Consider the following 25176-nt stretch of genomic DNA (forward strand, 5'->3'; position numbering starts at 1 on the left):
ATAAATTTGATTTTTTTTCCAGAATTTACAGCAGTTTTCCCTTTTCATGGTTGATTTTGTCGTTGCCACTCGATAAAAAGAGAGTCGGTACTCCGTTGCACGGTATCCCGGATCAGGGGTGCGTGATCCGCTTTTCACGCAATTGATAACACAAGGAGACAGGTCATGGAAAATTACATGGAGCAGATGGTGTTGTTTTTAACCAAATATGGGCTGAATATTATCGGTGCCATAATTATTCTGATTCTGGGTCGGATTGCTGCAGGTATCGGCAGAAAGATCATTGAGAAGCTCATGGACCGTTCCAGCGTTGATCCATCCGTGACCTCTTTTTGCGGCAGCCTGGTTTATTTCGGTATTCTGGCATTTACTGTCCTGGCGGCGCTGGCAAAATTCGGCATACAGACGGCTTCGTTCATTGCCGTGATCGGTGCGGCCGGTCTGGCCGTGGGTCTGGCCCTTCAGGGGTCTTTGGCCAATTTTGCCGCAGGGGTTCTTATCCTGATCCTGCATCCGTTCAAAACCGGGCATTATATTGAAGCCGGCGGGGTTGCCGGCACGGTCAAGGACATTCAGATGTTTACCACCACCCTGGCCACACCGGACAATATCAAGATTCTGGTGCCCAATGGTAAAATTTTAAATGATGTCATTAAAAATATTTCCGGGTATGATACCCGCCGCATCGATCTGGTGATCGGCATCGGGTACGGATCAGATATTGAAAAAGCCTGGCAGATCCTGGAAAAGATTATTCAATCCGATGATCGTATTTTAAAGGATCCTGCCTACACCATTGCCGTGTCTGAACTGGCGGATTCCAGCGTGAATTTTGTGGTACGTCCCTGGGTGAACAGCGCTGATTACTGGGCCACCCGATTTGACCTGCTCAAAACCATCAAACAGTTGTTTGACGAGAACGACATTGAAATTCCGTTTCCCCAGGTCACCGTGCACAAAGGGTAGAAACATAAGGGACAGACAAAAAAGACAGCTGTCATTGATGTGAAAAACATGGGTTACAGCTGTCTCTGGTTATATTTCAGGCGGGATATTCTTCCGTGTCCTGAAACGCACGGGCAATCTCAAGGATTTTGTCTTCAATCTGGCAGAAGGCATCCACGATGACGGGGTCAAATGAGTTCCCTTTTTCTTCGAGAATAATGGCCATGGCTTTGTCATGGGAAAATGGGGGTTTGTAGCATCGTTCACTGATCAATGCATCATATACGTCGGCAATGGCCATGATTCTGCCGGCCAAAGGAATCTGTGTGCCGGCCAGACCGGACGGGTAGCCTTTGCCGTTCCATTTTTCATGATGGGTGCCGGCGATCTGGGACCCCAGCGCCAGAAAATTACTTCCCTGGTGGTCTTTGGCTGCCCGGGTGATGATTGTTCTGCCGTGCTTGGCATGGAGTTTCATGATCTCAAACTCTTCTTGTGTGAGCCGGCCGGGTTTGAGCAGGATTCTGTCCGGGGTTCCCACCTTGCCGATATCATGCAGGGGCACGGATAAAAACAGATTTTTAATAAATTTTTCCGTCAGGATCTCTTTGAAAAAACCCGTATCCCTGAGATGTTCCGCAATGGCCCGGGCGTAATGCTGGGTTCTGACAATATGTTCTCCGGTTTCCGGGTCCCGGGTTTCCACCATGGATACCATGGCTTCCATGGTCAACTGCTGGGCGGAAGACAGTTGCCGATACCAGGTGAATGCGGCCCGTTTTTCCATGGCGAACCGGCAAAGAGAAATCAGGGAAAACAAAATCAGAACTGTCACAATCGGGGCTGCCGGGGAGATAAACACGGACGCTTCCCGATAGGCGATCAGGCTGGCACCGGTCAGGCCGGCGGCCCATGCCAGACTGGCTGAAAACAGCATGCCCGGCCCAATGAACCGGTAAAACAATCCCCCCATGAACAGGCCGGTGAGCATACAGGCAACACCCTTTAGCACCCCGGCCCATGCCGGCAGAATGATCAGGTTGTTTTTCAGGATATTGTCAACCACCACGGCACTGATTTCAACGCCCGGAAAATGTGGATCAAGCACGGTCTGGTGAATATCGTTCAATCCCATGGCTGAAGATCCCACAAGCACAATGCGGTCCCGGAGGTCTGATTTTTCAAACTGGCGGTTTAAAATATCCACGGCAGACAGATAGGAAAAGGAAAATCCGGGCCGGGTGAAGCGGATGGCGGCATATCCTTCACGGGTGACAGGGATTTGACAGGTGCCTGCCGCAATACAGGGACCGGTCCGGGTCTGGATCACCCGGGTAGTGGAAATGCCCTGAGCCTCCAGGAACAAAGCCAGAGAGAGATGGGGAAAAATCTGTGACCCGTACCGAATCAAGAGGGGGATTCGGCGCAACAGTCCGTCAAGGTCATATTGGCTGTTGATGAATCCCGTATTTTTCAGCCGGGTTTCAATGGCCGGGGTATTACACAAAGCCCCGGTGGCCTGGTGCAGGGATAGCAGGTTGTCCGGATCCGTGATTTCAACGGTGGTTTGTTTGCACACCCCTCCTTTGCCGGTATGATTAAAATGAAAAAACCGGGCCCCCACCATGGGGGTTTCAGCCAGCACGGAGCCAAAGAAAATATCATTGTTTTCCATTCCCCGGGGCATATCTGTCACGGGCAGGTGGACATTGAGATCGGTTTCAAGCCGCTGGATGATATTTTGAAGTGAGGTCTGATCCGGTTCAGGAAACAAAATATCCAGTGCCATGGCCCGGGGTTCGGACTGATGGATCAGCCGGATCAGGCGGGCCAGCCGGTATCGGGGCCAGGGCCATTGGCCCACGGCGGCCAGGCTGGGTTCATCGATGTCCACGATGGTGATTTGATTTTCATCGTTTGACCGGAGCGCAGAGGACGCGCCCATCCGCATATACCGGTCATAAAAAAAATGATCCAAAGATTGCAGAAAACCGTTTTCAGAAGATGCGGCCAGAGCGATGATCAGCGTGATCATCAGTATCGTTCCTGCCCAGATGGTGCGAATTCTTCTCGACAGTTCTATTTTAGGCGGGGACTCCATCACGGTTGTCTGATCATTTCCTGAATGATCGGTATGTTTGTTCTGCTGTCCGGGGCCAGGTCCGCAGAATCGGGCATATCAGGTTCAGCTGCCAGAAGCGGGCCGTAAATCTGCCCGGTTTCTTCCGGATCGGTCTGCCGGGTGATAAATCCGCCCGTTGCCGCATGATAGACCGCTTCGGTATAGGGTTTGTCCAGCATGATGCCGGAAGTGTCGCTTCTTATAACGATTTTGCCGGTTTCGCCGTTCTCCTGGGGCAGAAGAATCGATTTGGCCTGTTTTTTTGTGCCACATCCAAGAATCAGGATAAAAATACAAAACAAGATAAGAACCTGGCGTATCGTGATCATCTGTTATAAATCCACCACAAACCGGGTGCCCCGGATACCTATGGTTGCTTTAGGGGTCCTCACTTTGACGGACTGGGGGGAAATTCGCCCGATTTCTCCTGAATTGTAAATAGCGGTTCCCTTTTCCATGTAAAATGAAAAGTCATACTGATTTTCATCCGGCTTGAAAACAAACGCCGCCATTTCAAAAATTGATTCCGGGCCGACGGTGATAACGGTACCGTCCGTGAAAACAATTCCGGCGTGGGCGTTTTTTTTTGTTATAAGGAGATCTTTTTCTAATATCGGCATGTCCGGTTCGGCCTTGATCCGTGTCTCATTTCGATGGATATATACGTTTCCGGTAAGGGTTTTAATGATGCCTGCCGGTTTTGTCCGGGGGGCTGTCCCGTTCGGATCGGCCCAAACCGTGGCAGTCAGAAGCAGCAGAAAAAAAAGAAAAACACCTATCTTGGGAATTCGTGGATTCATCCAGTCTCCTGAATTACTTGTTTCAGTATTATAGACAGGGCATCCGGGCCTGTCAAGGTGGTGCATGCCAGGCGGTTTTCAATATGGTTTTCAAACTTTTTTCCCCAATGTCAGGTATGGGACAGTCCCAGAAACGTATTGCGGATCCGTTCCACATGGTCTAAAAGCTGGGTTTTTCTGGCCTTGCCCACGACGTTTGGAGACGCTTTTGCCAGAAGGTCGGTCAATGCCAGCAGATCCGATTCCAGGCAAAGGCTTTCCGTATGCCAGCCATGGGCATCCATCTTCATCAGATTGAAATACCACAGACGAAACGTCAGTACATAAAAGCGGTCCGACATCTCCGTTAAAAACGGATTTCCTGCGGCATCGTGGAACAGATGTTTCAGATCCATATCCAGTCGGGCCAGCTTTTCCGGATCATGATGGGCCACCAGATCCCGGCACCTGTGGGTCAGTTGTTCCAGCCGGTTGAAGTGTGCCTTGTTAAACCGTTCTGCTGCCATGACCCCGATGACGGATTCCAGTTCCAGCCGGGCCTGAAACAGGTGGGTGATGGTATTGAGCTCCAGCTCAGATACCTGGATACCGGTTCGGGGCAGTATTTTAAGCAGATGTTCCCATTCCAGACGAAACAGCACCGTGCGCAACGGGGTTCTGCTGACACCGAATTCTTCTGCCAGGGCCTGTTCCTTGAGAATCTGACCCGGGTTGTATGCCAGGAAAATGATTCGTTCCCGCAGGGTATGATAAATTTTTTGATTCATTTTTTGTCAGTTTTAAATGAATAATCCATTAATTTTTAAGGAGCATATCACATATAAATAGTAAAAATAATATATTGACAATAGAAATTTTTTTGGTATACCATAAAAATATTAAAAAGTCACGCCATGCGTGTAATGGCAGAATTTAAATCAATTTCAAAGGGGAAAACTATGGAAACATATGATGTGGTAATTATCGGCGGGGCCGTCATGGGAAGTGCAACCGCCTATTTTCTTGCCGCCAATCCGGATTTCAACGGAAAAGTGCTGGTGATTGAAAAAGATCCCACCTATGCCAAATCATCCACATGCCTGTCTGCCGGCGGTATCCGGCAGCAGTTTTCCAACACGGAAAATATCCAGTTGTCCAAATTCGGTGCTGAATTCATCAAAAATATCAATTCCTATCTGCAAGTGGAAAACGATGATCCCGTGAACGTGGATTTTACGGAAAACGGGTATCTGATTTTAGCGACGGATGCCGGCATGCCCGTGCTGATGCAGAATCACAAGACGCAGATTGCGGCCGGGGCCAATGTTAAAATTCTGGAAAAAGACCAGTTAAAACAAACGTTTGAATGGCTCAATGTGGAGGATATTGTTGCCGGCTCCTACAATATTCCGGATTCAGGATGGTTTGATCCCCATTGCTTTACCATGGGGTTCAAAAACAAAGCCAAAAGTCTCGGGGTCACCTATCTGAACGATGAAGTGGTGGGTATTGAGCGGACCGGGGATCAAATCACGGCCGTGCAGCTGAGTTCCGGAAAAAAAATCAACGGCGGCATGTTTGTCAATGCTGCCGGGCCCAAAGCCGCACATGTGGCTGAAATGGCCGGTATTGATGATCTGCCGGTCCGTTCCCGGAAACGGTTTGTCTTTTTGTACAAATGCAATTCCCAGCTGCCCAACTGTCCTTTGGTAGTGGATCCGTCCGGGGCCTATTTCCGGCCCGAAGGACAGCATTTCATCTGCGGGATCTCTCCGGAAGCGGACAATGATCCGGATTGTGATGATTTTGACATGGATTATTCCGTGTTTGAAGAAACGTTGTGGCCGATTCTGGCGGAACGGGTGCCTGCGTTTGATGCCATCAAGCGGATTTCATCCTGGGCCGGTCATTATGAATACAACATCAAGGATCAGAATGCCATTATCGGAGCCCATCCGACAGTGAAAAATTTCATGTTCATCAACGGGTTCAGCGGTCATGGACTTCAGCAGGGACCGGGCGCGGGCCGGGGGATTTCAGAACTGATCACTTATGGAAAATACAAAACCCTGGATTTAAGCTGTTTTGAATTTGAACGCTTTGCCAAAAATCAGCTGTACATCGAGCTGAATATCGTTTAACCGTCAGAAAAACAAACCATGCGCCAGCCGCAGGTCCTTAGAATTCACTGCCCGGCAGACAACACAGGTATGTGAATTAACATTGATACGGGTTCCCTCTTTGTGATATATTCGTTTCATTTTAAATGGTGCAACGAAAAAGAATCTTGAGTGAAAAACAAGGACAAGCTGATATATCGATGTAAGACCTGCGGCAGCCAGACATTCAAATGGATGGGGCGGTGCCCGGACTGCGGGGACTGGGATTCCCTGGTACAGGAGCGGCAGGTTTCAAAACCAGCCGGAAATTCCGGATCTTTGTTGACGGCAGAACCCGTTCCCATCGATTCCGTGAAGACAAGCCGGTCATTGCGGATCTGCACGGGGATGAGCGAGTTCGACCGGGTCCTGGGCGGCGGGGTCGTGGACGGCTCCCTGGTGCTCATCGGCGGTGATCCGGGCATCGGCAAATCCACGCTTATGCTCCAGGTATTGTCCGCTTTGGCGCAATCGGGTAAAACCTGCCTGTATGTATCCGGCGAAGAATCCATTCGCCAGCTTTCCATGCGGGGGCAGCGCCTTGAAAAAGGGTGCTGCCCCTCTTTATTGATCGTTTCGGAAACCAATCTGGACGCCATTGCCGCCATGATGGCGAAAACCGCCTATGATGCAGTGGTCATCGATTCCATTCAAACCGTGTTCCAGCCGGACGTCAATTCCACCCCGGGCAGCGTCACCCAGATCCGGGAGGCGGCCATGCGGTTCATGCATCTGGCCAAATCCAGCGGTACCCCGATTTTTCTGGTGGGGCATGTGACCAAGGTCGGGGCCATTGCCGGTCCCCGGATCATGGAGCATATGGTGGACACGGTGTTGTATTTTGAAGGTGACAAAAGCCATGTGTTCAGAATATTGCGGGCCGTGAAAAACCGGTTCGGGTCCACCAATGAAATCGGGGTGTTTGAAATGCGGGAAAAAGGGCTGGTGGAAGTGCCCAATCCATCGGCCGTGTTTCTGGCTGAACGGACCTCCGTGGCCCCGGGATCCGTGGTCACGGCCTGTATGGAGGGCACCCGGCCCATTCTGGTGGAAATCCAGGGACTGGTCTCCACCTCCAGCCTGGGCAATCCCCGGCGCACCGTGCTCGGACTGGATATCCAGCGGGTGGCATTGATCGTGGCGGTCATGGAAAAACGTCTGGGAATGAATCTGTCCGGGCTGGATCTGTTCATGAACGTCACCGGCGGGGTCCGGATTGTGGAACCGTCTGCAGATCTTGCCATTGCAGCGGCCCTGGCAGCCAGTTTTCTGGACAAACCCGTTCCCGGAAACACCACATTGATCGGAGAAATCGGCCTGACCGGTGAAATCCGGGCGGTAAGTCACGCCCAGGCCCGGATCAAGGAAGCCGCAAAAATGGGATTTACCACCTGTCTGGTGCCGGCTTCCGCATTAAAGCAATTGTCAAAAGTTCGCGGCATGACCATCGAAAGTGTCCGATTTTTAAAAGAAGCCATGGAGGTATTGTTTGGCAGCTAAAAAACGCGGGACAAAATCAGGGAACCGGTCCGGGGGGGTCGGCGGTTCAAAATGGGAAGATCACCTCACCCGGCAGGCCAGAGCGGAAAATTATCCGGCCCGGTCCGTGTACAAACTCAAAGAGATTCAGCAGAAATTTCATGTGATCAAAAAAGCGGATGTGGTGCTGGATCTGGGATGTGCGCCCGGATCCTGGCTGTTGTATGCATCAGAGCAGACAGGCCCGAACGGTCGGGTTTTCGGTATTGATATTCAGGCCGTCACCATTGATCTGCCAAAACATGTGTCTGCGATTCAAGCAGATATCCTTGAAATGACGGATGAGTCATTTTTTGATCAGATTGCCGGATGTGCGGTGGTGCTGTCGGACATGGCACCGGCCACCACGGGCAGAAAAGATGTGGATGCCTTTCGTTCTTTTGAACTGTGCCGCATGGCACTGGAAACGGTGGATCGTTTTCTGATGGAAAAAGGCCATTTTGTGTGCAAGATTTTTCAAGGCAATGACTTTGCCCGGTTTGAAAAACAGGTGAAAAAACGGTTTGCGGAATGCCGGGTTTTTAAACCGGAAAGTTGCAGAAAACAGAGCAAAGAAATATATATTATCGCAAAACAAAAACGAGCAACATAATGTAAGGAGTGGATTCATGTCAGGACACAGCAAATGGTCGACCATCAAACACAAAAAAGGGGCGGCCGATAAAAAACGGGGGAAGATTTTCACCAAGCTGATCAAGGAGATCACGGTGGCAGCCCGCATGGGCGGCGGAGATCCGGAAGCCAACCCCCGATTGCGCCAGGCCCTTACCGCAGCCAAAGCCCAGAACATGCCCAAGGATAATTTTGAACGGGCCATCAAAAAAGGCACAGGCGAACTGGAAGGGGTGAACTACGAGGAAATCATCTATGAAGGATACGGCCCGGGTGGCGTGGCCGTGATGGTGGAATGCCTCACAGACAACCGGAACCGGACCATCGCCGATGTCAGATACATGTTTTCCAAAGCCGGGGGCAATGTGGGAACGGACGGGTGTGTGGGCTGGATGTTCGATAAAAAAGGACTGATCGCCGTCAACAAGGAGGGGATGGATGAGGATACCCTGATGGAAGTCGCTTTAGATGCCGGTGCCGAGGACATCAAAGATGAAGGGGATGTGTATGAGGTGATCACGGAACCCGCGGAGTTCGATGCCGTGAAGAACGCTCTGGACAAAGCACAAATTGCCTGTGAGATGGCGGAAATCACCATGATTCCCCAGACCATGACCGCAGTCACGGGCAAGGAGGCCGAGCAGATGGTTCGGTTCATGGAGGCCTTAGATGATTGTGATGATGTTCAGAATTTTTATACCAATGCCGATATCCCGGACGAAGTTTACGAAAACATGTGATCGCTTTTGTCGATTTTTTGCTGCACCCATGAATCAAAGGCCGGCATGACCCCATGCCGGCCTTTTGAATGTCAGACCAGATGGATCATTTTCTGTACCGCGCCCAGGGCTTTTTTTCGGATATCTTCCGGGACCTTGATTTCTCCTGACAGGGTTTCCAGACTGTTTTTGATATCTTGCAGACGGATTTTTTTCATATCCGTGCACCGCATTTTTTCGGATGCCGGAAAAAACTGCTTGTCCGGGTTGGCTTTTGAGATGGGATACAGCAGCCCGACTTCCGTACCGATGATAAACTGGCGGTGAGCGCTGTTTTTTGCGTACCGGATCATACCGGAGGTGGACTGGATGGTGTCGGCCAAAGCCAGGATTTCGGGCGGACATTCCGGATGGGCCATGAACAGCGCATTCGGGTGCTTCTGCCTTGCGTCTGCCACATCTTTCAGGGTCAGATTGTTGTGAAACGGGCAGAACCCGTCCCATAAATGGATTGTTTTGTCCGTGTGGCCGGCTGCATATTGTGCCAGGTTTTTGTCCGGTGTCATGAGCACCTCATCTGCGGACTGGGCATTGACCACATCGATCACATTGGCCGAGGTGCAGCAGATATCAGATACGGCCTTGACCGCGGCAGACGAGTTGACATAGGTGATGACCGGGATGTTTCCCAACGCCTTTTTTCTGGCGCTCAACGCCTCCGGTGTCACCATATCCGCCATGGGGCAGCCGGCTTCCGGGTTGGGCAGAATCACGGTTTTTTCCGGGCACAGAATGGCGGCCGTCTCCGCCATGAAATGGACCCCGCAGAAAACGATGATATCTGCACGGGTTTTTGCGGCCTTGATACTCAGCTCCAGAGAATCACCGCACAGATCCGCGATGTCCTGGATCTCCGGGGGTTGGTAGTTATGGGCCAGAATGATGGCGTTTTTTTGGCGGGCCAGATCCCGGATCAGTTGTTTCATGGATATTTTCCTTTAATCTTGCGTTTTAATTCATGTCAATGATGTGGGTTCCCGAAGGAATCTCAAACTCAAACCAGTGATCGGGCATGTCCTGAAATTGGATATCGCTGAGTTCAAACCGGGTGATATCTTTGGCAGTGTTCACCGTGGTGACGGTCTGAATCTGAAAATCGGTTCTGTTCACCTGGATGCGGATGGATTGGATTTCTGTATTTTCCGGAGGGGCATCCAGCTGCAGTTCCACCCACTGGTCCGTGGTTTCAGTCACAGATACCGAAAAATTGTCTCTGATTTTTGAGATGTCCGATAAGAACGCCCCACCGGCACCGGACGCAAAAAACGGGGCTGCATCGCCGATCATGACCTGATTTTCATCCGGCCTGAAAATCCATAGGGTCTGGCCGTTGGTGATGATATCATGGCGTTCGGGTGCCAGATACTGCCACTTCATTTTTCCGGGATGGCTGAACCAGGCTTTGCCTGAAGCGGTTTCGCTGATGTCCAGTGCGGTCAGAATTGAAGTTTGTTTGAATTCAGCAAAGAAACTGCGGCCGGCATACTGATTTTCAAGCCCGTCTAAAACGGTTTGTGCCAGGGGACGGTTGTCTGAGGCGGCTGCCCCGTGGATCCATCCAAAAGACAACAGGACAATAAAAAAAATTCGAAACAATTTCACAATGAATTTCCTTGTTTTAATGCATCAGTTTTTGCGGGTCTTTTCGTTTGTCTTCCGCATACAGGCGCCGAAGCTTGGGTTTTTCAATCTTTCCGGTGGGATTTCGGGGGACATCGCCAAAAAATATTTTTCTTAACCGTTTATACCGGGGCAATGCCTGCTGAAAATCCAAGATATCCTGTTCGCAGATCATGCAATGGGGTTTGACACTGATGATGCCGGCGGGAATCTCCCCGAGCCGTTCATCCGGCACTCCGATAACGGCAATGTCTTTGATCTTTTCATGGGTAAGAAAAAAATTTTCGATTTCATTGGGAAAAATGTTTTCTCCCCCGTAAATGATCATGTCTTTTCTTCGGTCCACCAGCCAGATGAATCCATCCTTGTCATACCTGGCAATGTCACCGGTGTAAAGCCACCCATCCTTGAGTGCTTCTTTTGTGGCAAGATCATTTTTGTAATAGGCTCTCATGACGCCGGGGCCCCGGACGATCAGTTCTCCGGTTTCATTGGCAAACAGATGGTTGCCCTGCTTGTCCACGATTTTAGCTTCCCACCCGTACCCGGCCTTACCGATGGGGCCGACGTGGTGGCTGTTTTCTATGCCCAAGTGAATACACCCGGGACCCGTGGATTCTGTCAACCCATAGTTGGTGTCATATGCCTGACAAGGAAAATACTGTTTCCAGCGCTCCACAAGACTGGGTGGAACGGGTTGGGCCCCGGAGTGCATGAGCCGCCATTGTTCCAACCGATATTTAGATAAATCAATGGTGCCGTTTTCTATGGCAATGAGAATATCATGGGCCCAGGGAACCAGCAGCCAGGCAATGGTACACTGTTCTTCGGAAATTGCCTCCAGAATCCATTCCGGCTTCACCCCATTGAGCAGAATGCATTTGCCCCCCATCAGTAAACTGCCCATCCAGTGCATTTTTGCTCCCGTATGATACAGCGGAGGGATACATAGAAACACATCCTCATGGGTCTGGCCGTGATGCCTGTTTTCCACTTCACAGGCATGGGTCAGATTCTGGTGCGTGATCAGCACGGCTTTGGGTGCGCCCGTGGTGCCGGAGGTAAAATACAGGGCCGCGTCATCATCCGGCCCGGCATCGATCTCCGGGGGATGATCCTTTTTCTGGCCGGCAATGAATGTATCAAAACAAACCGCCCAGTCCGGGCAGGTTTCTTTGGGTCCTGCAAAGATCCAGAGGGTGACACAGTCGGCCAGCTCCTGCCGGATGCCGTCAATGGGCTCAATGAATTCCGGCCCGAAAATAAAGGCTTTGGGTTCGGCCGTTCTGGCGCACATCAGAATCTTGTCTGATTCAAACCGGAAATTCAACGGCACGGCCCAGGCGCCGGTATAAAGAATTCCGAAATAAATGGGCAGCCATTCCAGATTGTTGGTCATCAGTTGTACGACAGTATCTGATTTTTTAATGCCGTGCTGCCAAAGCCCGTTGGCCAGTTGGCAGGACATGGTATAAAATTGATGCCAGGTGAGCTCTTTTCGAGCGGACCGGGCGGGTATCCGTTCCACCAATGCGATTTTATCCCTGTATAGCCGGCTGTTCTGGGTCAGTATGTCTGTAATTCTCATCACCCGTGTCTTACCTTTTGTCCTTGGGTTGGGGTAAAAAAAATCCTGCCGGATCAATATAGACCACGGCAGGATTATGTTCAACCCGATGGGTTTAAAAAAGGGCGTTATTTGTCTTTTTCCACCTCTTCAAAGTCCGCATCCACCACATCATCATCTGCCTGGGCAGCGGATCCACCGGCATTGCCGCTGTCATCGCCGTCCTGGGAGGATGCCGCCTGCTGGTACATCACTTCAGCCAGTTTGTGAGAGGCCTGGGACAGGGTTTCGATTTTCTGTTTGATGTCTTCGACATTATCGGAATCCTTGGCCTGTTTCAACGCTTCCACAGCAGATTCAATATTTTTTCTGGTTTCTTCATCTACTTTAGAGCCGTGTTCTTTTAATGTTTTTTCCGTCTGGTCCACCAGGGCTTCGGCCTGGTTGCGGGTATCCACCAGAACCCGTTTCTTTTTGTCGTCTTCTGCGTGCATTTCCGCATCTTTGACCATTTTCTCTATTTCTTCATCCGACAGACCGGAGGCGGCAGTGATGCGGATGGACTGTTCTTTGGCCGTGGCCTTGTCTTTGGCAGACACCTGGACAATACCGTTGGCATCGATATCAAAGGACACCTCGATCTGGGGAACCCCTCGGGGTGCCGGCGGAATATCGGCCAGTTCAAACCGGCCCAGGGTTTTGTTGTCCGCAGCCATTTCCCGTTCACCCTGAAGCACATGGATGGACACGGCCGGCTGATTGTCAGCCGCCGTGGAGAACACCTGGCTTTTCTTGGTGGGGATGGTGGTGTTCTTTTCAATGAGTTTGGTCATGACACCGCCCAGGGTTTCAATCCCTAAGGAAAGCGGGGTGACATCCAGCAGCAGCACATCGTTGACATCCCCTTGCAGGACACCGGCCTGGACGGCCGCACCCATGGCCACCACTTCATCCGGGTTCACGCCTTTGTGGGGTTTTTTACCGAATGTTTTTTCCACCCGCTCCTGAACGGCGGGCATACGGGTCATGCCGCCCACCAGAACCACTTCATCCACACCGCCGGAGCCCAGTCCGGCTTCTTTTAATGCCTTTTTGCAGGGACCTTCCAGATTATCCAGCAGATCCGCTACCAGAGACTCCAGTTTGGCCCGGGTCAGTCTGACGTCCAGATGTTTGGGGCCGGAAGCATCCGCCGTGATAAACGGCAGATTGATGTTGGTTTCCGTGGAGCTGGACAGTTCCATTTTGGCTTTTTCCGCCGCTTCCTTGAGCCGCTGAAGTGCCATTTTATCGTTGCGGACATCAATGCCCTGATCTTTTTTGAATTCATTGGCAATGTATTCGATGATTCTCAGATCAAAATCTTCACCGCCCAGATGGGTGTCTCCGGAGGTGGATTTCACCTCAAACACCCCGTCCCCGATTTCAAGGATGGACACATCAAAGGTGCCGCCGCCCAAGTCAAAGACCGCAATTTTTTCTTCCCCTTTTTTGTCCAGTCCATAGGCCAGAGAAGCGGCCGTGGGTTCGTTGATGATCCGTTTGACTTCCAGACCGGCAATTTTGCCGGCATCTTTGGTGGCCTGACGCTGACTGTCATTAAAGTAGGCCGGCACGGTGATGACGGCTTCTTTGACCTCTTCACCCAGATAATCTTCAGCCGTTTTTTTGATATTGGCCAGGATGAATGAAGAAATTTCAGCCGGGCTGTACTGCTTGCCCCTCAAGTTGATCCGGGTGTCCCCGTTGGAAGCCGCTTCAATCTTGTAGGGCAGGTTGGGGATGTCGGTTTGAATCTCCTTTGAGTTGAATTTCCGGCCGATCAGGCGTTTGACGCCGAATACGGTGTTTTCGGGATTGGTGATGGCCTGCCGCTTTGCCGTCTGGCCCACAATCCGTTCTCCGCCTTCAGTGATGGCGACAATGGAGGGCGTTGTCCGGCCGCCTTCCGCATTGGTGATGATTTTTGCTTCTCCGCCGGTTTCCATGATTGCGACGCAGGAGTTGGTGGTTCCCAGGTCTATTCCGATTATTTTTCCCATAACATTTCCTCCAATATATCTTTATTTTTCTTCGGGTTTATCAGTATCATTGCCTGTTGATTTTGAAACGACAACCATGGCGGGCCGGATCAATCTGTCATGAAGCAGGTATCCCGTCTGAAGTACATCGGTTACCGTATTTTCCGGAACCTCATTGGTTTCCTTCTGGGTGACGGCCTGATGGAAACTCGGATCAAACAGCTGGTTTTCAGCCTGAACCGGTTTAACATTGAAATCCTGAAATACTTTCAGAATTTCTTTGTGGGTCAGTTTGACCCCTTTTAACAGGGTTTCAATATCCTGGTTGTTTTCAGCAGAGGCCATGGCCCGTTCCAGGTTGTCCACAACCGGCAGAAATTGTTTGAAAACCATTTCATTGGCGAATTTTTTGAATTCGTCAATTTCTCTTTGCTTTCTTTTTCGATAATTGTCGAATTCTGCAGAAAGTCTGATGAATCGATCCTTTTCAGCTTCAAGCGCTGCTTCCAGCGAAGCGATGTCTGTTTCCCGGGAAGTGGAATCAAGACCGTCCGTATCTTTTTCTTCTACAGCCGATTCCGTCTCCTTTAAGGGAGAAGGGTCTTTCTTGTTGGTTTCTCCCCTGGACTTTTCTTTCAGTACCAATGTATTCTCCTGATCCAAAAAAATTTTTAAAATTCAATTGGCAAATAATTAGTTTTTAAAATTATGGCTGAAAAGTAAGTCTGTTTGATTGCATGTCAAGACATAAAAAACGGTGGGAAAAAATAAACCGGCCGGCAGGAGATGCAGAGAAATTGCATGATCGGGATCGATCCTTGACACAGAAGAGATCACTTATCGCTGCTTCCTTCCGGACCTGACGAGGTTCATGTCCTGCTGTTACAAGGCGACCGATCAGAATCGATCTGTATCCGGTCTGCCGGCCGGAATTTGTATTTATATAAGGTTTGAATTGTTTTTTCAAGATGTATGTAAAATTTTTAAACAGGACAGGCAGGTAAAGAAAGTGGCGATTCGGAGGTCTGTAATAATTGGTCGGGGCGGAGAGATTTGAACTCCCGACATCCTGCTCCCAAAGCAGGCGCGCTACCAGACTGCGCTACGCCCCGATTCAATAGACATAACCAGCTTTAATATCATTTTAAGACCTGGGGCGCAAGTCGTTTTTTTGGGCAATTTTCTTGACACTGAATGGGATAAGCGTTATTTTAGTTAACTTTATTATTTGGGTGTATGATATGGTGTGATTTGATATGCATCACAAGATTTATGCAAATGGTTTGCATTTGGCCCGGGATATAGATGGTTCACTATTAATGGAATGTAACAGGACAAAAAAATGCAGGTAAAAATCGAAGACAAGAGCGCTGTCAAAAAGGTACTCTCTTTTGAAATTCCCAAGGAAAAAGTGGCGAAGGAGCTTGACAAGGCATACAACGAACTGAAGAAAAAAGCGGACATCAAAGGGTTCAGAAAAGGGAAAATTCCCAGAAAAGTCCTTGAAAACCGTTTTTCCAAAGACGTTCATGCCGATGTCGCCCCCCGTTTGATCCAGGATTCCTTTGTTGAAGCCATCCAGGAACACAATCTGAACATTGTGGGCGGACCCCAGCTGGATCCGCCGGAATTGAATCCGGATTCAGACTATGTGTTTGATATCACCGTTGAAGTGAAACCGGAACTGCCTGAGATCGATTACAAGGACATGGCGCTTGAAAAAAATCGGTATGCCGTTTCTGATGCTGAGATCGATGCCCAGATTCATATGATTCAGAAAACCATGGCAAAAAAACAGAAAGTGAGCGAAAGCCGGGCCGTCAAAGCGTCTGATTTTGTTTTGATCGATTATCAGGGATTTTTGAACGATGAGCCGTTTGAGCCCACGCCCAAAATCGAAAATTTTCTTTACAAAATCGGGCAAAACAGTTTGCCTGAAGCGTTTGCCGAAAAATTGACCGGGTGTGTGCCCGTTCAGGATATTGAGGTTGAAGTGGCGTATCCTGAAGACCATCCGGATGAGAACCTGAAGGGAAAAACCATTTTATACAAGGTGACGCTTAAAGAAATTCAGGAAGAAATTCTTCCTGAGATCAATGACGATCTGGTCAAAGGCCTGGGCAAATTTGAGACACTGGAGCAGGTCAAGGATTCCATCCGGGAAAACCTGGAAAAAGGAAACGCGCAGCGTGTGAAACACGAGCTCAGCGAACAGATTTTTCAGCATCTGCTGGAAAAATATGAATTCGAAGTGCCCGAAGCCATGGTCGAGGGAGAACTCAACGGGATTATCAGTGAGACGGAACAGGCGTATTCAGCCAACAACACCAGTCTGGAAGAACATGGACTCAGCCGTGAAAAGTTGTCTGAACAATACCGGGATGTGGCTGAAAAGCAGGCCCGTCGTCATTTGATCCTGGATAAAATCATCACCCAGGAAAAACTGGATCTCACTGAAGAAGAGATGGACAAAAGCCTGGAAGAGATGGCCCGGGGCATGAATGCCACGGTGGATGCCATAAAGAATTTTTTCAATATGGATCCCAAACAGATGGAATACTACAAACATACCCAGCTTGAAAAAAAGGCGATCGATCTTATTATTGAAACCAGTCAGGTGACGGAAAAAGATCCGGAGACCGATGTTCAGGAAACATCGGTGTCAGACCCGGAAACGGACGCTTGACCAAATTTGTAAAAACAGGTTCATCAGCCGCCTTGCTCCGGACTGTTTTCGGAACAGGGGTCAGCAAGAACAGATAACCAAGGAGTTTTATTGTGCCATTAGTTCCAATGGTGGTTGAACAAAGCAATCGGGGCGAGCGGGCCTATGACATTTATTCGCGTCTGTTAAAGGACCGGATTATATTTTTGGGTTCTGCCATAGACAGTGAAATTGCCAACCTCATTGTGGCCCAGCTGCTTTTTCTGGAATCGGAAGATCCGGAAAAAGATATCAGTTTTTATATCAACTCTCCCGGTGGTGTGGTCACTGCCGGACTGGCTGTGTATGATACCATACAGTACATCAAGCCGGATGTGTCAACAGTTTGTATCGGACAGGCCGCCAGCATGGGGGCATTGCTTCTGGCTGCGGGGGCTCCGAAAAAACGGTTTGCGCTGCCCAACGCCAGAATTATGATCCATCAGCCTTTAGGGGGTGCCCAGGGCCAGGCAGCGGATATCAAAATTCAGGCCACGGAAATTCTTCGTATGAAAGATACGTTAAACGAGATTCTGGCCCATCATACCGGCCGGGAAATCGAAAAAATTGCCAAGGACACGGATCGCGATTTTTTCATGTCCGGGGATGAAGCAAAAACCTATGGTATTGTTGACCGGGTGGTTGCCGACCGAAGCCAATTGGAAGTGGAAGCCTGATTCCGGCTTCAAAGGAGTGCTATTAATATGGCCAAAAAAGATGACACCAATGATCAATTTTTCTGCTCTTTCTGCGGGAAAAACCAGAAAGAAGTCCAGAAACTGATAGCCGGTCCCAGTGTCTATATCTGCAACGAATGCATCAAACTGTGTGGTGAAATCATTGAGGATGAAGAAAAGGAAAAAGCGGCTGAAATTGAAAGTACCAGAGAGTTTTATGTGCCCAAGCAGATCAAGGCAATGCTTGATTCCTATGTGATCGAGCAGGATGCAGCCAAAAAAGTGCTTTCTGTGGCAGTGTACAACCATTATAAACGCTTGACCTCCCGCATTGAAAAACCGGCGGATGACATTGAAATTCAGAAAAGCAATATTTTGTTGATCGGTCCGACGGGATGCGGTAAAACGCTTCTGGCCCAGACCCTTGCCAGATTTCTGGATGTGCCCTTTGCCATTGCCGATGCCACGGCTTTGACCGAAGCCGGTTACGTGGGCGAGGATGTGGAAAATATTGTTTTGTCTCTGGTTCAGAACGCGGACTATGATATTGAACGCGCCCAGAAGGGCATTATTTATATTGATGAGATCGATAAAATTTCCCAGCGGGGCGACAACCCTTCCATTACCCGGGATGTGTCCGGAGAAGGGGTCCAGCAGGCATTGTTGAAAATCATCGAAGGCACGGTGGCCAGCATTCCCCCCAAGGGCGGCAGAAAACATCCTCAGCAGGATTACGTCAAGGTGGATACCTCCAATATTCTTTTTATCTGCGGGGGCACGTTCACGGGACTGGAAAAAATCGTTGAGCGACGTATCTTGCAGAAAACCATGGGATTCGGTGCCAAGATCGCCGACAGAAAACAGGTGAATATCGGCACATTGCTGGAGCAGCTCAAGCCGGAAGATTTGATCAAGTTCGGACTGATCCCGGAATTTTTGGGACGGCTGCCCGTTGTCACCACCATCGGAGAACTTTCAGAAGCATCCCTGGTCAAGATTTTGACGGAACCCAAAAATGCGCTGGTGAAACAATACCAGGAACTGTTCAGAATCGAAGGGGTGGATCTCCAGTTTACGGATGAGGCCCTGGAAGCCATGGCCAAGGAAGCGGTGATCAGAAAATCGGGTGCCAGAGGATTGCGGGCCATTATGGAAAAGACCATGCTGGACATCATGTATGAACTGCCTTCCAAGGAAGATGTGAAAGAATGCGTGGTGGGAGAAGAAGTGGTATTGAAAAACGAGCCGCCGATTCTTTTGTATGAACAACCCAAAAAACAGGCCTGACAAAAGAAATCGAGATTGAATCAATGATCAATATTTCCAGATTGTTCAACCAGGACGGCTCCGAATATATCAAAAAAACATTGCCTCTGGTTCCGTTGCGGGACATGGTGCTGTTTCCTTTTGTCACCACCTCTGTTTTTGTGGGAAGAGAAAAATCCATTAAGTCTCTGTCCGAAGCCATGGCCGGAGAAAAAAAGATATTTCTCACCACCCAGAAAGATCCGGAGGTGCTTAAACCCACGATTCAGGATATTTTTCAGGTGGGAACCGAAGCCAAGATCACCCAGCTGCTTCGTTTGCCGGACGGAACGGTCAAGGCGCTGGTGGAAGGAGCCTGCCGGGGCAAAATTATTAAATTGAGCGATGAACGCGGTTTTCTGACGGTGGATTTTATTCCTGTACAGGAAATGCCCTTGTCTGACGCTATATCCAAAGCTGCATTGAGAACGGTTCTGGAAGCGTTTGAGCATTATGCGACCCTGTCCGGCGCAGTGGCCAAAAGTTTTTTTAAAAATCTGGAAATTCTGGAATCCGACCCGTCCCGGTATGCGGATGCCATTGCAGCCCAGTTGCCGTTCAAGGTGACGGACAAGCAGCAGTTGCTGGAATGCACGGATATTGAAAAGCGGTTCTATCTCCTGCTCCAGCTGATTCAGCAGGAGACCGAAGTGTTTGCCATGTCCCAGAAGATCAAGGGACGGGTAAAAGAACAGATGGAAAAACTCCAGAAACGCCACTATCTCACCGAGCAGATGCGGGCCATTAAAAAAGAGATGGGAGAAGACAGCGAATCCGGAGAATATGCTGAACTTGAAACCCGGATACGAAAGAAACGCCTGCCCAAAGAGGCGGCCGGGGTTGTCAGGCGGGAGCTGGAAAAGCTCAAGATGATGGCGCCCATGTCTTCGGAAGCCACAGTCATCAGAAATTACATCGACTGGATGATTTCCCTGCCTTGGTTTCGGAAAAACCGTGCGAAAAATGACCTGGCCACTGCAGAACGCATTCTGGATCAAGACCATTACGGCTTGAAAAAACCCAAAGAAAGAATTCTGGAATATCTGGCAGTGCAGATGCTGATCAAGAAAATCAAAGGACCGATCCTTTGCCTGGTGGGGCCTCCCGGTGTCGGAAAAACGTCTCTGGCAAGATCCGTGGCATCCGCCACCGGCCGATCGTTTGCCAGAATATCGCTGGGCGGGGTCCGGGATGAGGCGGAAATCAGAGGCCATCGCCGGACCTATGTGGGGGCCATGCCCGGCAAACTGATTCAGACCATCAAAAAAGTCGGGTACAGCAACCCGGTTTTGTGTCTGGATGAAATCGACAAGATGACCGCTGATTTCAGAGGAGATCCTTCTTCCGCGCTGCTTGAGGCCCTGGACCCGGAACAGAACCGGCATTTCAATGATCATTATATGGAAGTGGATTACGATCTGTCGGAAATCCTGTTCATCACCACGGCCAACACCCTGTTTGATATTCCGGCACCGCTGCGGGACAGAATGGAGATCATTCAGATTCCCGGATATACGCAGTTTGAAAAAGCGCAGATAGCCAAAGGGTTTCTGATTCCCAAGCAGATCAGAGAAAACGGGCTTGAACAAGCGGATGTGACTTTTTCGGATAATGCCGTTCAAACCATTATCCAGCGATACACCCGTGAAGCAGGGGTTCGGAATCTGGAACGGGAAATATCATCGGTCATCAGAAAAATTGCCACCCGGATCGTTCGCACCAAAGAACGTAAAAATTATTCTGTGAGTACGGTCAGTGTGATGAAATATCTGGGACAGCCCAAATTTCGCAACAAACCCCTGGAAGTGGAAGATAAAACCGGGATTGTGACCGGGCTTGCCTGGACCCAGGCCGGCGGCGAACTGCTGACCATTGAGGCGGTGACCATGCCGGGAAAAGGGCGCATCATGGTGACCGGTAAACTGGGGGATGTCATGAAAGAGTCGTCCCAGGCCGCTGTCAGCTATGTTCGCTCCCGAAGCAAAGCCCTGGGGATTCATGAGGATTTTTACAAGGACCTGGATATTCATATCCATGTGCCGGAAGGAGCCATCCCCAAGGACGGTCCGTCTGCCGGTATCGCCATGTGCACGGCCGTGGTCTCAATTTTAACAGGCCGTCCGGTTTACAGAAATTTGGCCATGACCGGCGAAATTACCCTCAGAGGCAGGGTACTGCCTATCGGCGGGGTCAAGGAAAAACTACTGGCGGCCCACACCCACGGGATTCGGAAAGTGGTGATGTCGGCGGAAAATGAGAAAGATATTCAGGAAATCCCCAGATCCATTCAAAAACAGCTGGATATCGTTTTTGTGGATGACATGAGCCAGGTGCTGGCACATGCCCTGATTCAAACTGACGCTGATTCCCGTTAAAAATCTGAATCTTCCAGAAGAGAAATGAATGACGTCATGGCGGACACTTCGTCCATGGGGGCCACTTTTCTGCGAATATCTACAATTTTTTCATAGGCGGCCGAATCCATGAGCAGGTCTTCTTTTCTTGTGCCGCTCTGATTGATGTTAATGGCCGGCCAGATTCGCCGTTCGGCGCATTCCCGGGACAGAAACAGGTCCATGTTGCCGGTGCCCTTGAATTCCTGAAATATGACTTCATCCATGCGGCTGCCCGTATCCACCAGGATAGTAGCGATGATGGTCAAAGAGCCCCCGTTTTCCAGTTTTCGGGCCGCACCGAATATTTTTCTGGGAAATTCCATGGCATTGGCGCCCAGACCCCCGGACAACGTTTTCCCGAAACTGTCCGTATCTGCATTGAATGCCCGGGTCATACGGGTCAAAGAATCGATGAACACCACGGCATCCTGACCGATTTCCGCACATCGGATGGCGGTATGCATGGCCAGGCGTGTCATCCTCATGTGCTGGCCGATTTGCTGATCAGCGGATGAATATAACACATGGGCATTGACCAGTCCCCGCTGAAAGTCGGTGACCTCTTCAGGCCGTTCATCCACCAGCAGGATGAACACATTGGCATCCGGATGATTGGTGACCACTGAATTGGCCATATGGCGCAATATAAAGGTTTTCCCGGATTTGGGCGGCGCAATGATCAATCCACGCTGTCCCATGCCGATGGGAACGATGATATCCAGTGCCTTTCCCACCGTATCTTCGTCATTCTGAGTCAGTACGTATCGTTCATAGGGATTGATGCTTACCTGATCCTGAAGCATGGGAATGGCGGCAAATTCGTCAAAAGGAAGCCCATTGATGGTTTCAACCCGTACCAAAGCCAGGTTCGGGTTTCTCGGGTCTTTTTTTTCACCCAGGCCCTGAATTAAGCTGCCTTCCCGCAGATTTAATTTGCGGATCAAGCTGTTGGGCACATAAGGGTTTTCCGGGCGGGGTTGAAAATTGTCATCAATTTCCCGCAGAAATCCAAACCCTTTATCCATAATTTCCAGATATCCTGACACAGGTTCCATAATTACCTAAACTCCTTGATAAACGTGTGCTGCTGCTGAAATGAACAGGGTGAGGATTCAACTTGCGAATGACTGTGCATCACAAGGTCATAAGAAACCCGGCATCACATTTTTATCGGATTGATGTTATTCGACTTCATTTTTATTGCATTAAAGGTATATACCATTAAAAACCGGGGCTTGCAAGATACTAACGCAACAAAAAACATGGATTTTTTATCTTGCATCAGGAAAAGTAAAAATTTGTTAAAATTTGCTTGACACTCATTTTTAATATTGATATAAGTGCTCTGTTTTTCGGGCGATTAACTCAGTTGGGAGAGTGCAACCCTTACAAGGTTGAAGTCGCAGGTTCAAGCCCTGCATCGCCCACCAGGAGACATAAGTGATTACGGGGGTGTAGTTCAGTTGGTTAGAACGCTTGCCTGTCACGCAAGAGGCCGCGAGTTCGAGTCTCGTCACTCCCGCCACCATATAAAAAAGAGGGTATCAGTCATTGACTGAAACCCTCTTTTTGTTTGCCGTAAGTTTTCACCGGTTACCCGTCGATTGACAGTTCTTTTATAATGGCATCTCCCATTCCTCTGGTGTTGACCGGGGTCCCTTTACCCGCCATATCCGCAGTAAATATCTGACGGGCCAGGACCCGGTCAATGGCGGATTCAATGGCATCTGCGGCCGGGGCCTGGCCACAGGAATACCTGAGCATCATGGCAACGGATAAAATTTGTGCAATGGGATTGGCAATTCCTTTGCCAGCGATATCCGGGGCAGATCCTCCGGCGGGTTCATACAGACCGAATTTTTTCTCATTGAGGCTGGCAGAAGCCAGTAATCCCATGGATCCGGTAATCATGGCGCATTCGTCTGATATAATGTCGCCAAACATATTGCCGCACAAAATCACATCAAACTGCCCGGGGTTTTTCACCAGCTGCATGGCGGCATTGTCCACATACATATGCGTCAAACCGATATCGGGAAATTCTCTGGCAACGGTTGTGACGGTTTCTCGCCATAAAACCATGGAAAACAATACATTGGCCTTGTCAATGGAAGTAACGCGTTTACGTCTTTGCCGGGCCGCCTCAAATGCCATCCTGGCAATGCGTTCGATCTCGAACCGGGAATAGACCATGGTGTCAAAGGCATATTCATCCTTACCCGTTCCTTTTCTGCCTTTGGGTTCTCCAAAATAGATGCCGCCGGTCAGCTCCCGGACACAAAGTATATCAAACCCGTTTTGAACAATATCCGCCCGCAAAGGAGAGGCTGCGGCCAGGGATGAAAAGACTCGTGCCGGACGCAGATTGCAATACAGATCAAAATGTTTTCTCAAAGGCAGTAAGGCCCCTCGTTCCGGCTGTTGTTCCGGAGGCAGGTGTTCCCATTTCGGGCCGCCCACGGAACCGAACAAAATGGCATCGCTGGCCTCACACAATGCCAGTGTGGCAGATGGCAGGGCTTTATTATGGCTGTCTATGGCAGCGCCCCCCACATCTGCATATTCATATTCCAGTTTGAATCCATATAACTGCCCAGCCCGGTCAAGTACTTTGACTGCCTGTTCCATGATTTCGGGTCCGATACCATCCCCGGGTAATACTGCGATGTGGTTCACAATGTTTGTCTCCTTGTTGAAATTAAAAAAGAGGCTGATGAAGAATCAGCCTCTTTTTTAGGATGTTACGTTGAATTATCCGATGATTGTTACATCATTATTTCCGGTTGCTGTACTCTGCATACGCCATGGCTGTCGTTCTGTACACCAGATGGGCCATTTTTGAGAACGGCAGAAAAGCGAACAGATTGAATATGGCAATCAGGTGCAGGTAATACAGAATGTAGGACGTCCATTCCAAATGGGCCAGGCGGGCCATCTGGGTCAACATGCCTGTGACGCCAAGGGCAAAGACAATCCCCAGAATATACCAGTCTTTATACGTGCTGACCTGGTCTTTGTTATCCAGACGGCTTTTGATCATCAGACCCGATCCGATTACCAGAGCCACACCGGCAATGTTGCCCAGCCATTTGACCGGGTTCAACTGGGAGTAAGGTCCCGGAGTCTGGAACACATACAGCACGAAAAAGAAAATACCGGTGACAATGAACAGACCGATAAAGGAAAACAAAACCATCATATGAGGCGTGGCCCGTTCCTTGTTGGTTTCGCATTCATTGAATTTTTCATGTTTAAGAATGGTGGGAACGGTTTTTACCAGCGCCTGAACCAAAGATTTATAGTCAATATTCTTTTTGTCGGTTTTTCCCTCCATCACGGCATTTTCATGGATATCCGTGATAAACCGCCGCAGACTCAGCAGAAAAATGATGACCACGGCAGTGGCCAGGGGCACAAACGTCAGATCCACAAACCAGGTGGAAAAGAAATTGGCCTGGGCAATGACCCCCTCGTGGGCATGGGACCAGGCAATGCCGAAGACGTTGAATATTTTGGTCATGACATCACTCTGGGCCATGGTGATATAGGCGAGAATGGCAAACCAGATGGCCGGAATCCCCAGCAGCCAGGGGAGCTTTTTGGGATCATTCACCGCTTTGGCCAATGCTTTGGGCTGGGCATATTCAGTGATGGCTGCAGCACGGATCGCCGCCAGTACATCACCCGGAGCCGCGCCTCGGGGGCACAGGTCCGTACAGTCACCGCAATTATGACACAGCCAGATGTCCCCGTTTTTAATGAGCCGGTCTTTCAATCCCCAGGACGCTGCGATCATCTCTTTTCTGGGAAACGGGCTGTTTTCCGGAGAAATGGGGCAGGCCACGGAACAGGTGGCGCACTGGTAACATTTTTTCAGGGTGTCTCCGCCAAGACCGCGGATCTGTGCAATAAACCCCAGATCGGGTTGGGCAAGGTATGTTTCAGTCATAT

The 25176-nt window shown here is 49.8% G+C and carries 21 protein-coding genes, 3 tRNA genes and 1 other RNA gene; 11 read left to right on the forward strand and 14 right to left on the reverse strand.

Annotated features, from left to right (window positions below):
• Positions 1-165: 165 nt before the first annotated feature.
• On the forward strand, positions 166-966 hold the full coding sequence (locus DPO_RS15265; RefSeq protein ID WP_006966997.1) for a mechanosensitive ion channel family protein: 801 nt from the start codon (positions 166-168) through the stop codon (positions 964-966).
• Between the two features lie 76 nt (positions 967-1042).
• Here the strand turns inward: DPO_RS15265 and DPO_RS15270 are convergent, their stop codons facing one another.
• From DPO_RS15270 to DPO_RS24030, 4 genes are all read right to left on the reverse strand, one after another.
• Positions 1043-2980, reverse strand: a complete 1938-nt coding sequence (locus DPO_RS15270; RefSeq protein WP_051069384.1) for a CHASE2 domain-containing protein — start codon at positions 2978-2980, stop codon at positions 1043-1045.
• 65 nt (positions 2981-3045) lie between these two features.
• Positions 3046-3369: a hypothetical protein gene (locus DPO_RS15275; protein ID WP_152427694.1), complete on the reverse strand. Its 324-nt coding sequence runs from the start codon at positions 3367-3369 to the stop codon at positions 3046-3048.
• Between the two features lie 30 nt (positions 3370-3399).
• Complete coding sequence (locus tag DPO_RS15280; RefSeq protein ID WP_006967000.1) at positions 3400-3867, reverse strand: FecR family protein; 468 nt, start codon at positions 3865-3867, stop codon at positions 3400-3402.
• A 110-nt stretch (positions 3868-3977) separates the two neighbouring features.
• On the reverse strand, positions 3978-4634 hold the full coding sequence (locus tag DPO_RS24030; RefSeq protein WP_006967010.1) for a GntR family transcriptional regulator: 657 nt from the start codon (positions 4632-4634) through the stop codon (positions 3978-3980).
• A 171-nt stretch (positions 4635-4805) separates the two neighbouring features.
• On the opposite strand from DPO_RS24030, the gene DPO_RS15290 reads away from it, so the two are divergent.
• The 4 genes from DPO_RS15290 (at position 4806) to DPO_RS15305 (ending at position 8896) form a co-directional block, all read left to right on the forward strand.
• Positions 4806-5987: an NAD(P)/FAD-dependent oxidoreductase gene (locus DPO_RS15290; protein ID WP_006967011.1), complete on the forward strand. Its 1182-nt coding sequence runs from the start codon at positions 4806-4808 to the stop codon at positions 5985-5987.
• 150 nt (positions 5988-6137) lie between these two features.
• Positions 6138-7505 carry a DNA repair protein RadA gene (gene radA, locus DPO_RS15295; protein ID WP_006967012.1) on the forward strand — a complete coding sequence of 456 codons (1368 nt, stop codon included), beginning with the start codon at positions 6138-6140 and terminating at the stop codon, positions 7503-7505.
• Positions 7495-8136 (forward strand): SAM-dependent methyltransferase, encoded by a 642-nt coding sequence (locus tag DPO_RS15300; RefSeq protein WP_006967013.1) that lies wholly within the window; start codon positions 7495-7497, stop codon positions 8134-8136. The genes radA and DPO_RS15300 overlap by 11 nt, the downstream gene beginning before the upstream one ends.
• Positions 8137-8152: 16 nt before the next feature.
• Entirely contained in the window at positions 8153-8896 is a 744-nt protein-coding gene (locus DPO_RS15305; RefSeq protein ID WP_006967018.1) for a YebC/PmpR family DNA-binding transcriptional regulator, read from the forward strand.
• Positions 8897-8967: 71 nt separating this feature from the next.
• Here the strand turns inward: DPO_RS15305 and nadA are convergent, their stop codons facing one another.
• The 7 genes from nadA to DPO_RS15335 form a co-directional block, all read right to left on the reverse strand.
• Positions 8968-9861: a quinolinate synthase NadA gene (nadA, locus tag DPO_RS15310; protein WP_006967019.1), complete on the reverse strand. Its 894-nt coding sequence runs from the start codon at positions 9859-9861 to the stop codon at positions 8968-8970.
• 25 nt (positions 9862-9886) lie between these two features.
• The gene (locus tag DPO_RS15315; protein ID WP_006967020.1) at positions 9887-10537 is read right to left on the reverse strand and encodes a LolA family protein; all 651 of its coding nucleotides are present in this window, start codon (positions 10535-10537) and stop codon (positions 9887-9889) included.
• Between the two features lie 16 nt (positions 10538-10553).
• Complete coding sequence (locus tag DPO_RS15320; protein WP_006967021.1) at positions 10554-12143, reverse strand: class I adenylate-forming enzyme family protein; 1590 nt, start codon at positions 12141-12143, stop codon at positions 10554-10556.
• A gap of 107 nt (positions 12144-12250) precedes the next feature.
• Positions 12251-14164, reverse strand: coding sequence for a molecular chaperone DnaK (gene dnaK, locus DPO_RS15325; RefSeq protein ID WP_006967023.1), 1914 nt, complete (start codon positions 14162-14164; stop codon positions 12251-12253).
• Between the two features lie 21 nt (positions 14165-14185).
• Positions 14186-14788, reverse strand: a complete 603-nt coding sequence (gene grpE, locus DPO_RS15330) for a nucleotide exchange factor GrpE (protein ID WP_006967024.1) — start codon at positions 14786-14788, stop codon at positions 14186-14188.
• 157 nt (positions 14789-14945) lie between these two features.
• Positions 14946-15042: signal recognition particle sRNA small type (gene ffs, locus DPO_RS24640), an RNA gene on the reverse strand.
• Between the two features lie 136 nt (positions 15043-15178).
• A tRNA-Pro gene (locus DPO_RS15335) sits at positions 15179-15255 on the reverse strand.
• A gap of 230 nt (positions 15256-15485) precedes the next feature.
• Between DPO_RS15335 and tig the strand changes: the two genes are divergently transcribed.
• The 4 genes from tig (at position 15486) to lon (ending at position 21204) form a co-directional block, all read left to right on the forward strand.
• Entirely contained in the window at positions 15486-16829 is a 1344-nt protein-coding gene (gene tig, locus DPO_RS15340) for a trigger factor (RefSeq protein ID WP_006967026.1), read from the forward strand.
• 92 nt (positions 16830-16921) lie between these two features.
• On the forward strand, positions 16922-17524 hold the full coding sequence (gene clpP, locus DPO_RS15345; RefSeq protein WP_006967027.1) for an ATP-dependent Clp endopeptidase proteolytic subunit ClpP: 603 nt from the start codon (positions 16922-16924) through the stop codon (positions 17522-17524).
• 27 nt (positions 17525-17551) lie between these two features.
• Positions 17552-18811, forward strand: coding sequence for an ATP-dependent Clp protease ATP-binding subunit ClpX (gene clpX, locus DPO_RS15350; protein ID WP_006967028.1), 1260 nt, complete (start codon positions 17552-17554; stop codon positions 18809-18811).
• 23 nt (positions 18812-18834) lie between these two features.
• A complete protein-coding gene (gene lon, locus DPO_RS15355) occupies positions 18835-21204 on the forward strand; it encodes an endopeptidase La (RefSeq protein ID WP_006967030.1) in 2370 nt (789 codons plus the stop codon).
• Here lon and rho read toward each other — a convergent pair.
• Complete coding sequence (gene rho / locus DPO_RS15360) at positions 21201-22280, reverse strand: transcription termination factor Rho (RefSeq protein ID WP_006967031.1); 1080 nt, start codon at positions 22278-22280, stop codon at positions 21201-21203. The genes lon and rho overlap by 4 nt on opposite strands.
• A gap of 299 nt (positions 22281-22579) precedes the next feature.
• On the opposite strand from rho, the gene DPO_RS15370 reads away from it, so the two are divergent.
• Both DPO_RS15370 and DPO_RS15375 read left to right on the forward strand, forming a co-directional pair.
• Positions 22580-22655 (forward strand) — tRNA-Val (locus tag DPO_RS15370).
• Between the two features lie 18 nt (positions 22656-22673).
• Positions 22674-22750 (forward strand) — tRNA-Asp (locus DPO_RS15375).
• Between the two features lie 68 nt (positions 22751-22818).
• Here the strand turns inward: DPO_RS15375 and leuB are convergent.
• A complete protein-coding gene (gene leuB, locus DPO_RS15380; RefSeq protein WP_006967033.1) occupies positions 22819-23901 on the reverse strand; it encodes a 3-isopropylmalate dehydrogenase in 1083 nt (360 codons plus the stop codon).
• A 97-nt stretch (positions 23902-23998) separates the two neighbouring features.
• Positions 23999-25174 carry a quinone-interacting membrane-bound oxidoreductase complex subunit QmoC gene (gene qmoC / locus DPO_RS15385; protein ID WP_006967035.1) on the reverse strand — a complete coding sequence of 392 codons (1176 nt, stop codon included), beginning with the start codon at positions 25172-25174 and terminating at the stop codon, positions 23999-24001.
• Positions 25175-25176 lie beyond the last annotated feature (2 nt).

Origin of the sequence: Desulfotignum phosphitoxidans DSM 13687, from assembly GCF_000350545.1 — a bacterium.
GTDB lineage: Bacteria > Desulfobacterota > Desulfobacteria > Desulfobacterales > Desulfobacteraceae > Desulfotignum > Desulfotignum phosphitoxidans.

Coding starts and splice junctions, on each gene's coding strand:
- DPO_RS15265 (WP_006966997.1), top strand. CDS start 166: ATGGAAAATTACATGGAGCAGATGGTGTTGTTTTTAACCAAATATGGG.
- dnaK (WP_006967023.1), bottom strand. CDS start 14,164: ATGGGAAAAATAATCGGAATAGACCTGGGAACCACCAACTCCTGCGTC.
- DPO_RS24030 (WP_006967010.1), bottom strand. CDS start 4,634: ATGAATCAAAAAATTTATCATACCCTGCGGGAACGAATCATTTTCCTG.
- DPO_RS15290 (WP_006967011.1), top strand. CDS start 4,806: ATGGAAACATATGATGTGGTAATTATCGGCGGGGCCGTCATGGGAAGT.
- DPO_RS15270 (WP_051069384.1), bottom strand. CDS start 2,980: ATGATCACGCTGATCATCGCTCTGGCCGCATCTTCTGAAAACGGTTTT.
- clpX (WP_006967028.1), top strand. CDS start 17,552: ATGGCCAAAAAAGATGACACCAATGATCAATTTTTCTGCTCTTTCTGC.
- rho (WP_006967031.1), bottom strand. CDS start 22,280: ATGGAACCTGTGTCAGGATATCTGGAAATTATGGATAAAGGGTTTGGA.
- qmoC (WP_006967035.1), bottom strand. CDS start 25,174: ATGACTGAAACATACCTTGCCCAACCCGATCTGGGGTTTATTGCACAG.
- lon (WP_006967030.1), top strand. CDS start 18,835: ATGATCAATATTTCCAGATTGTTCAACCAGGACGGCTCCGAATATATC.
- nadA (WP_006967019.1), bottom strand. CDS start 9,861: ATGAAACAACTGATCCGGGATCTGGCCCGCCAAAAAAACGCCATCATT.
- DPO_RS15320 (WP_006967021.1), bottom strand. CDS start 12,143: ATGAGAATTACAGACATACTGACCCAGAACAGCCGGCTATACAGGGAT.
- DPO_RS15280 (WP_006967000.1), bottom strand. CDS start 3,867: ATGAATCCACGAATTCCCAAGATAGGTGTTTTTCTTTTTTTTCTGCTG.
- tig (WP_006967026.1), top strand. CDS start 15,486: ATGCAGGTAAAAATCGAAGACAAGAGCGCTGTCAAAAAGGTACTCTCT.
- DPO_RS15305 (WP_006967018.1), top strand. CDS start 8,153: ATGTCAGGACACAGCAAATGGTCGACCATCAAACACAAAAAAGGGGCG.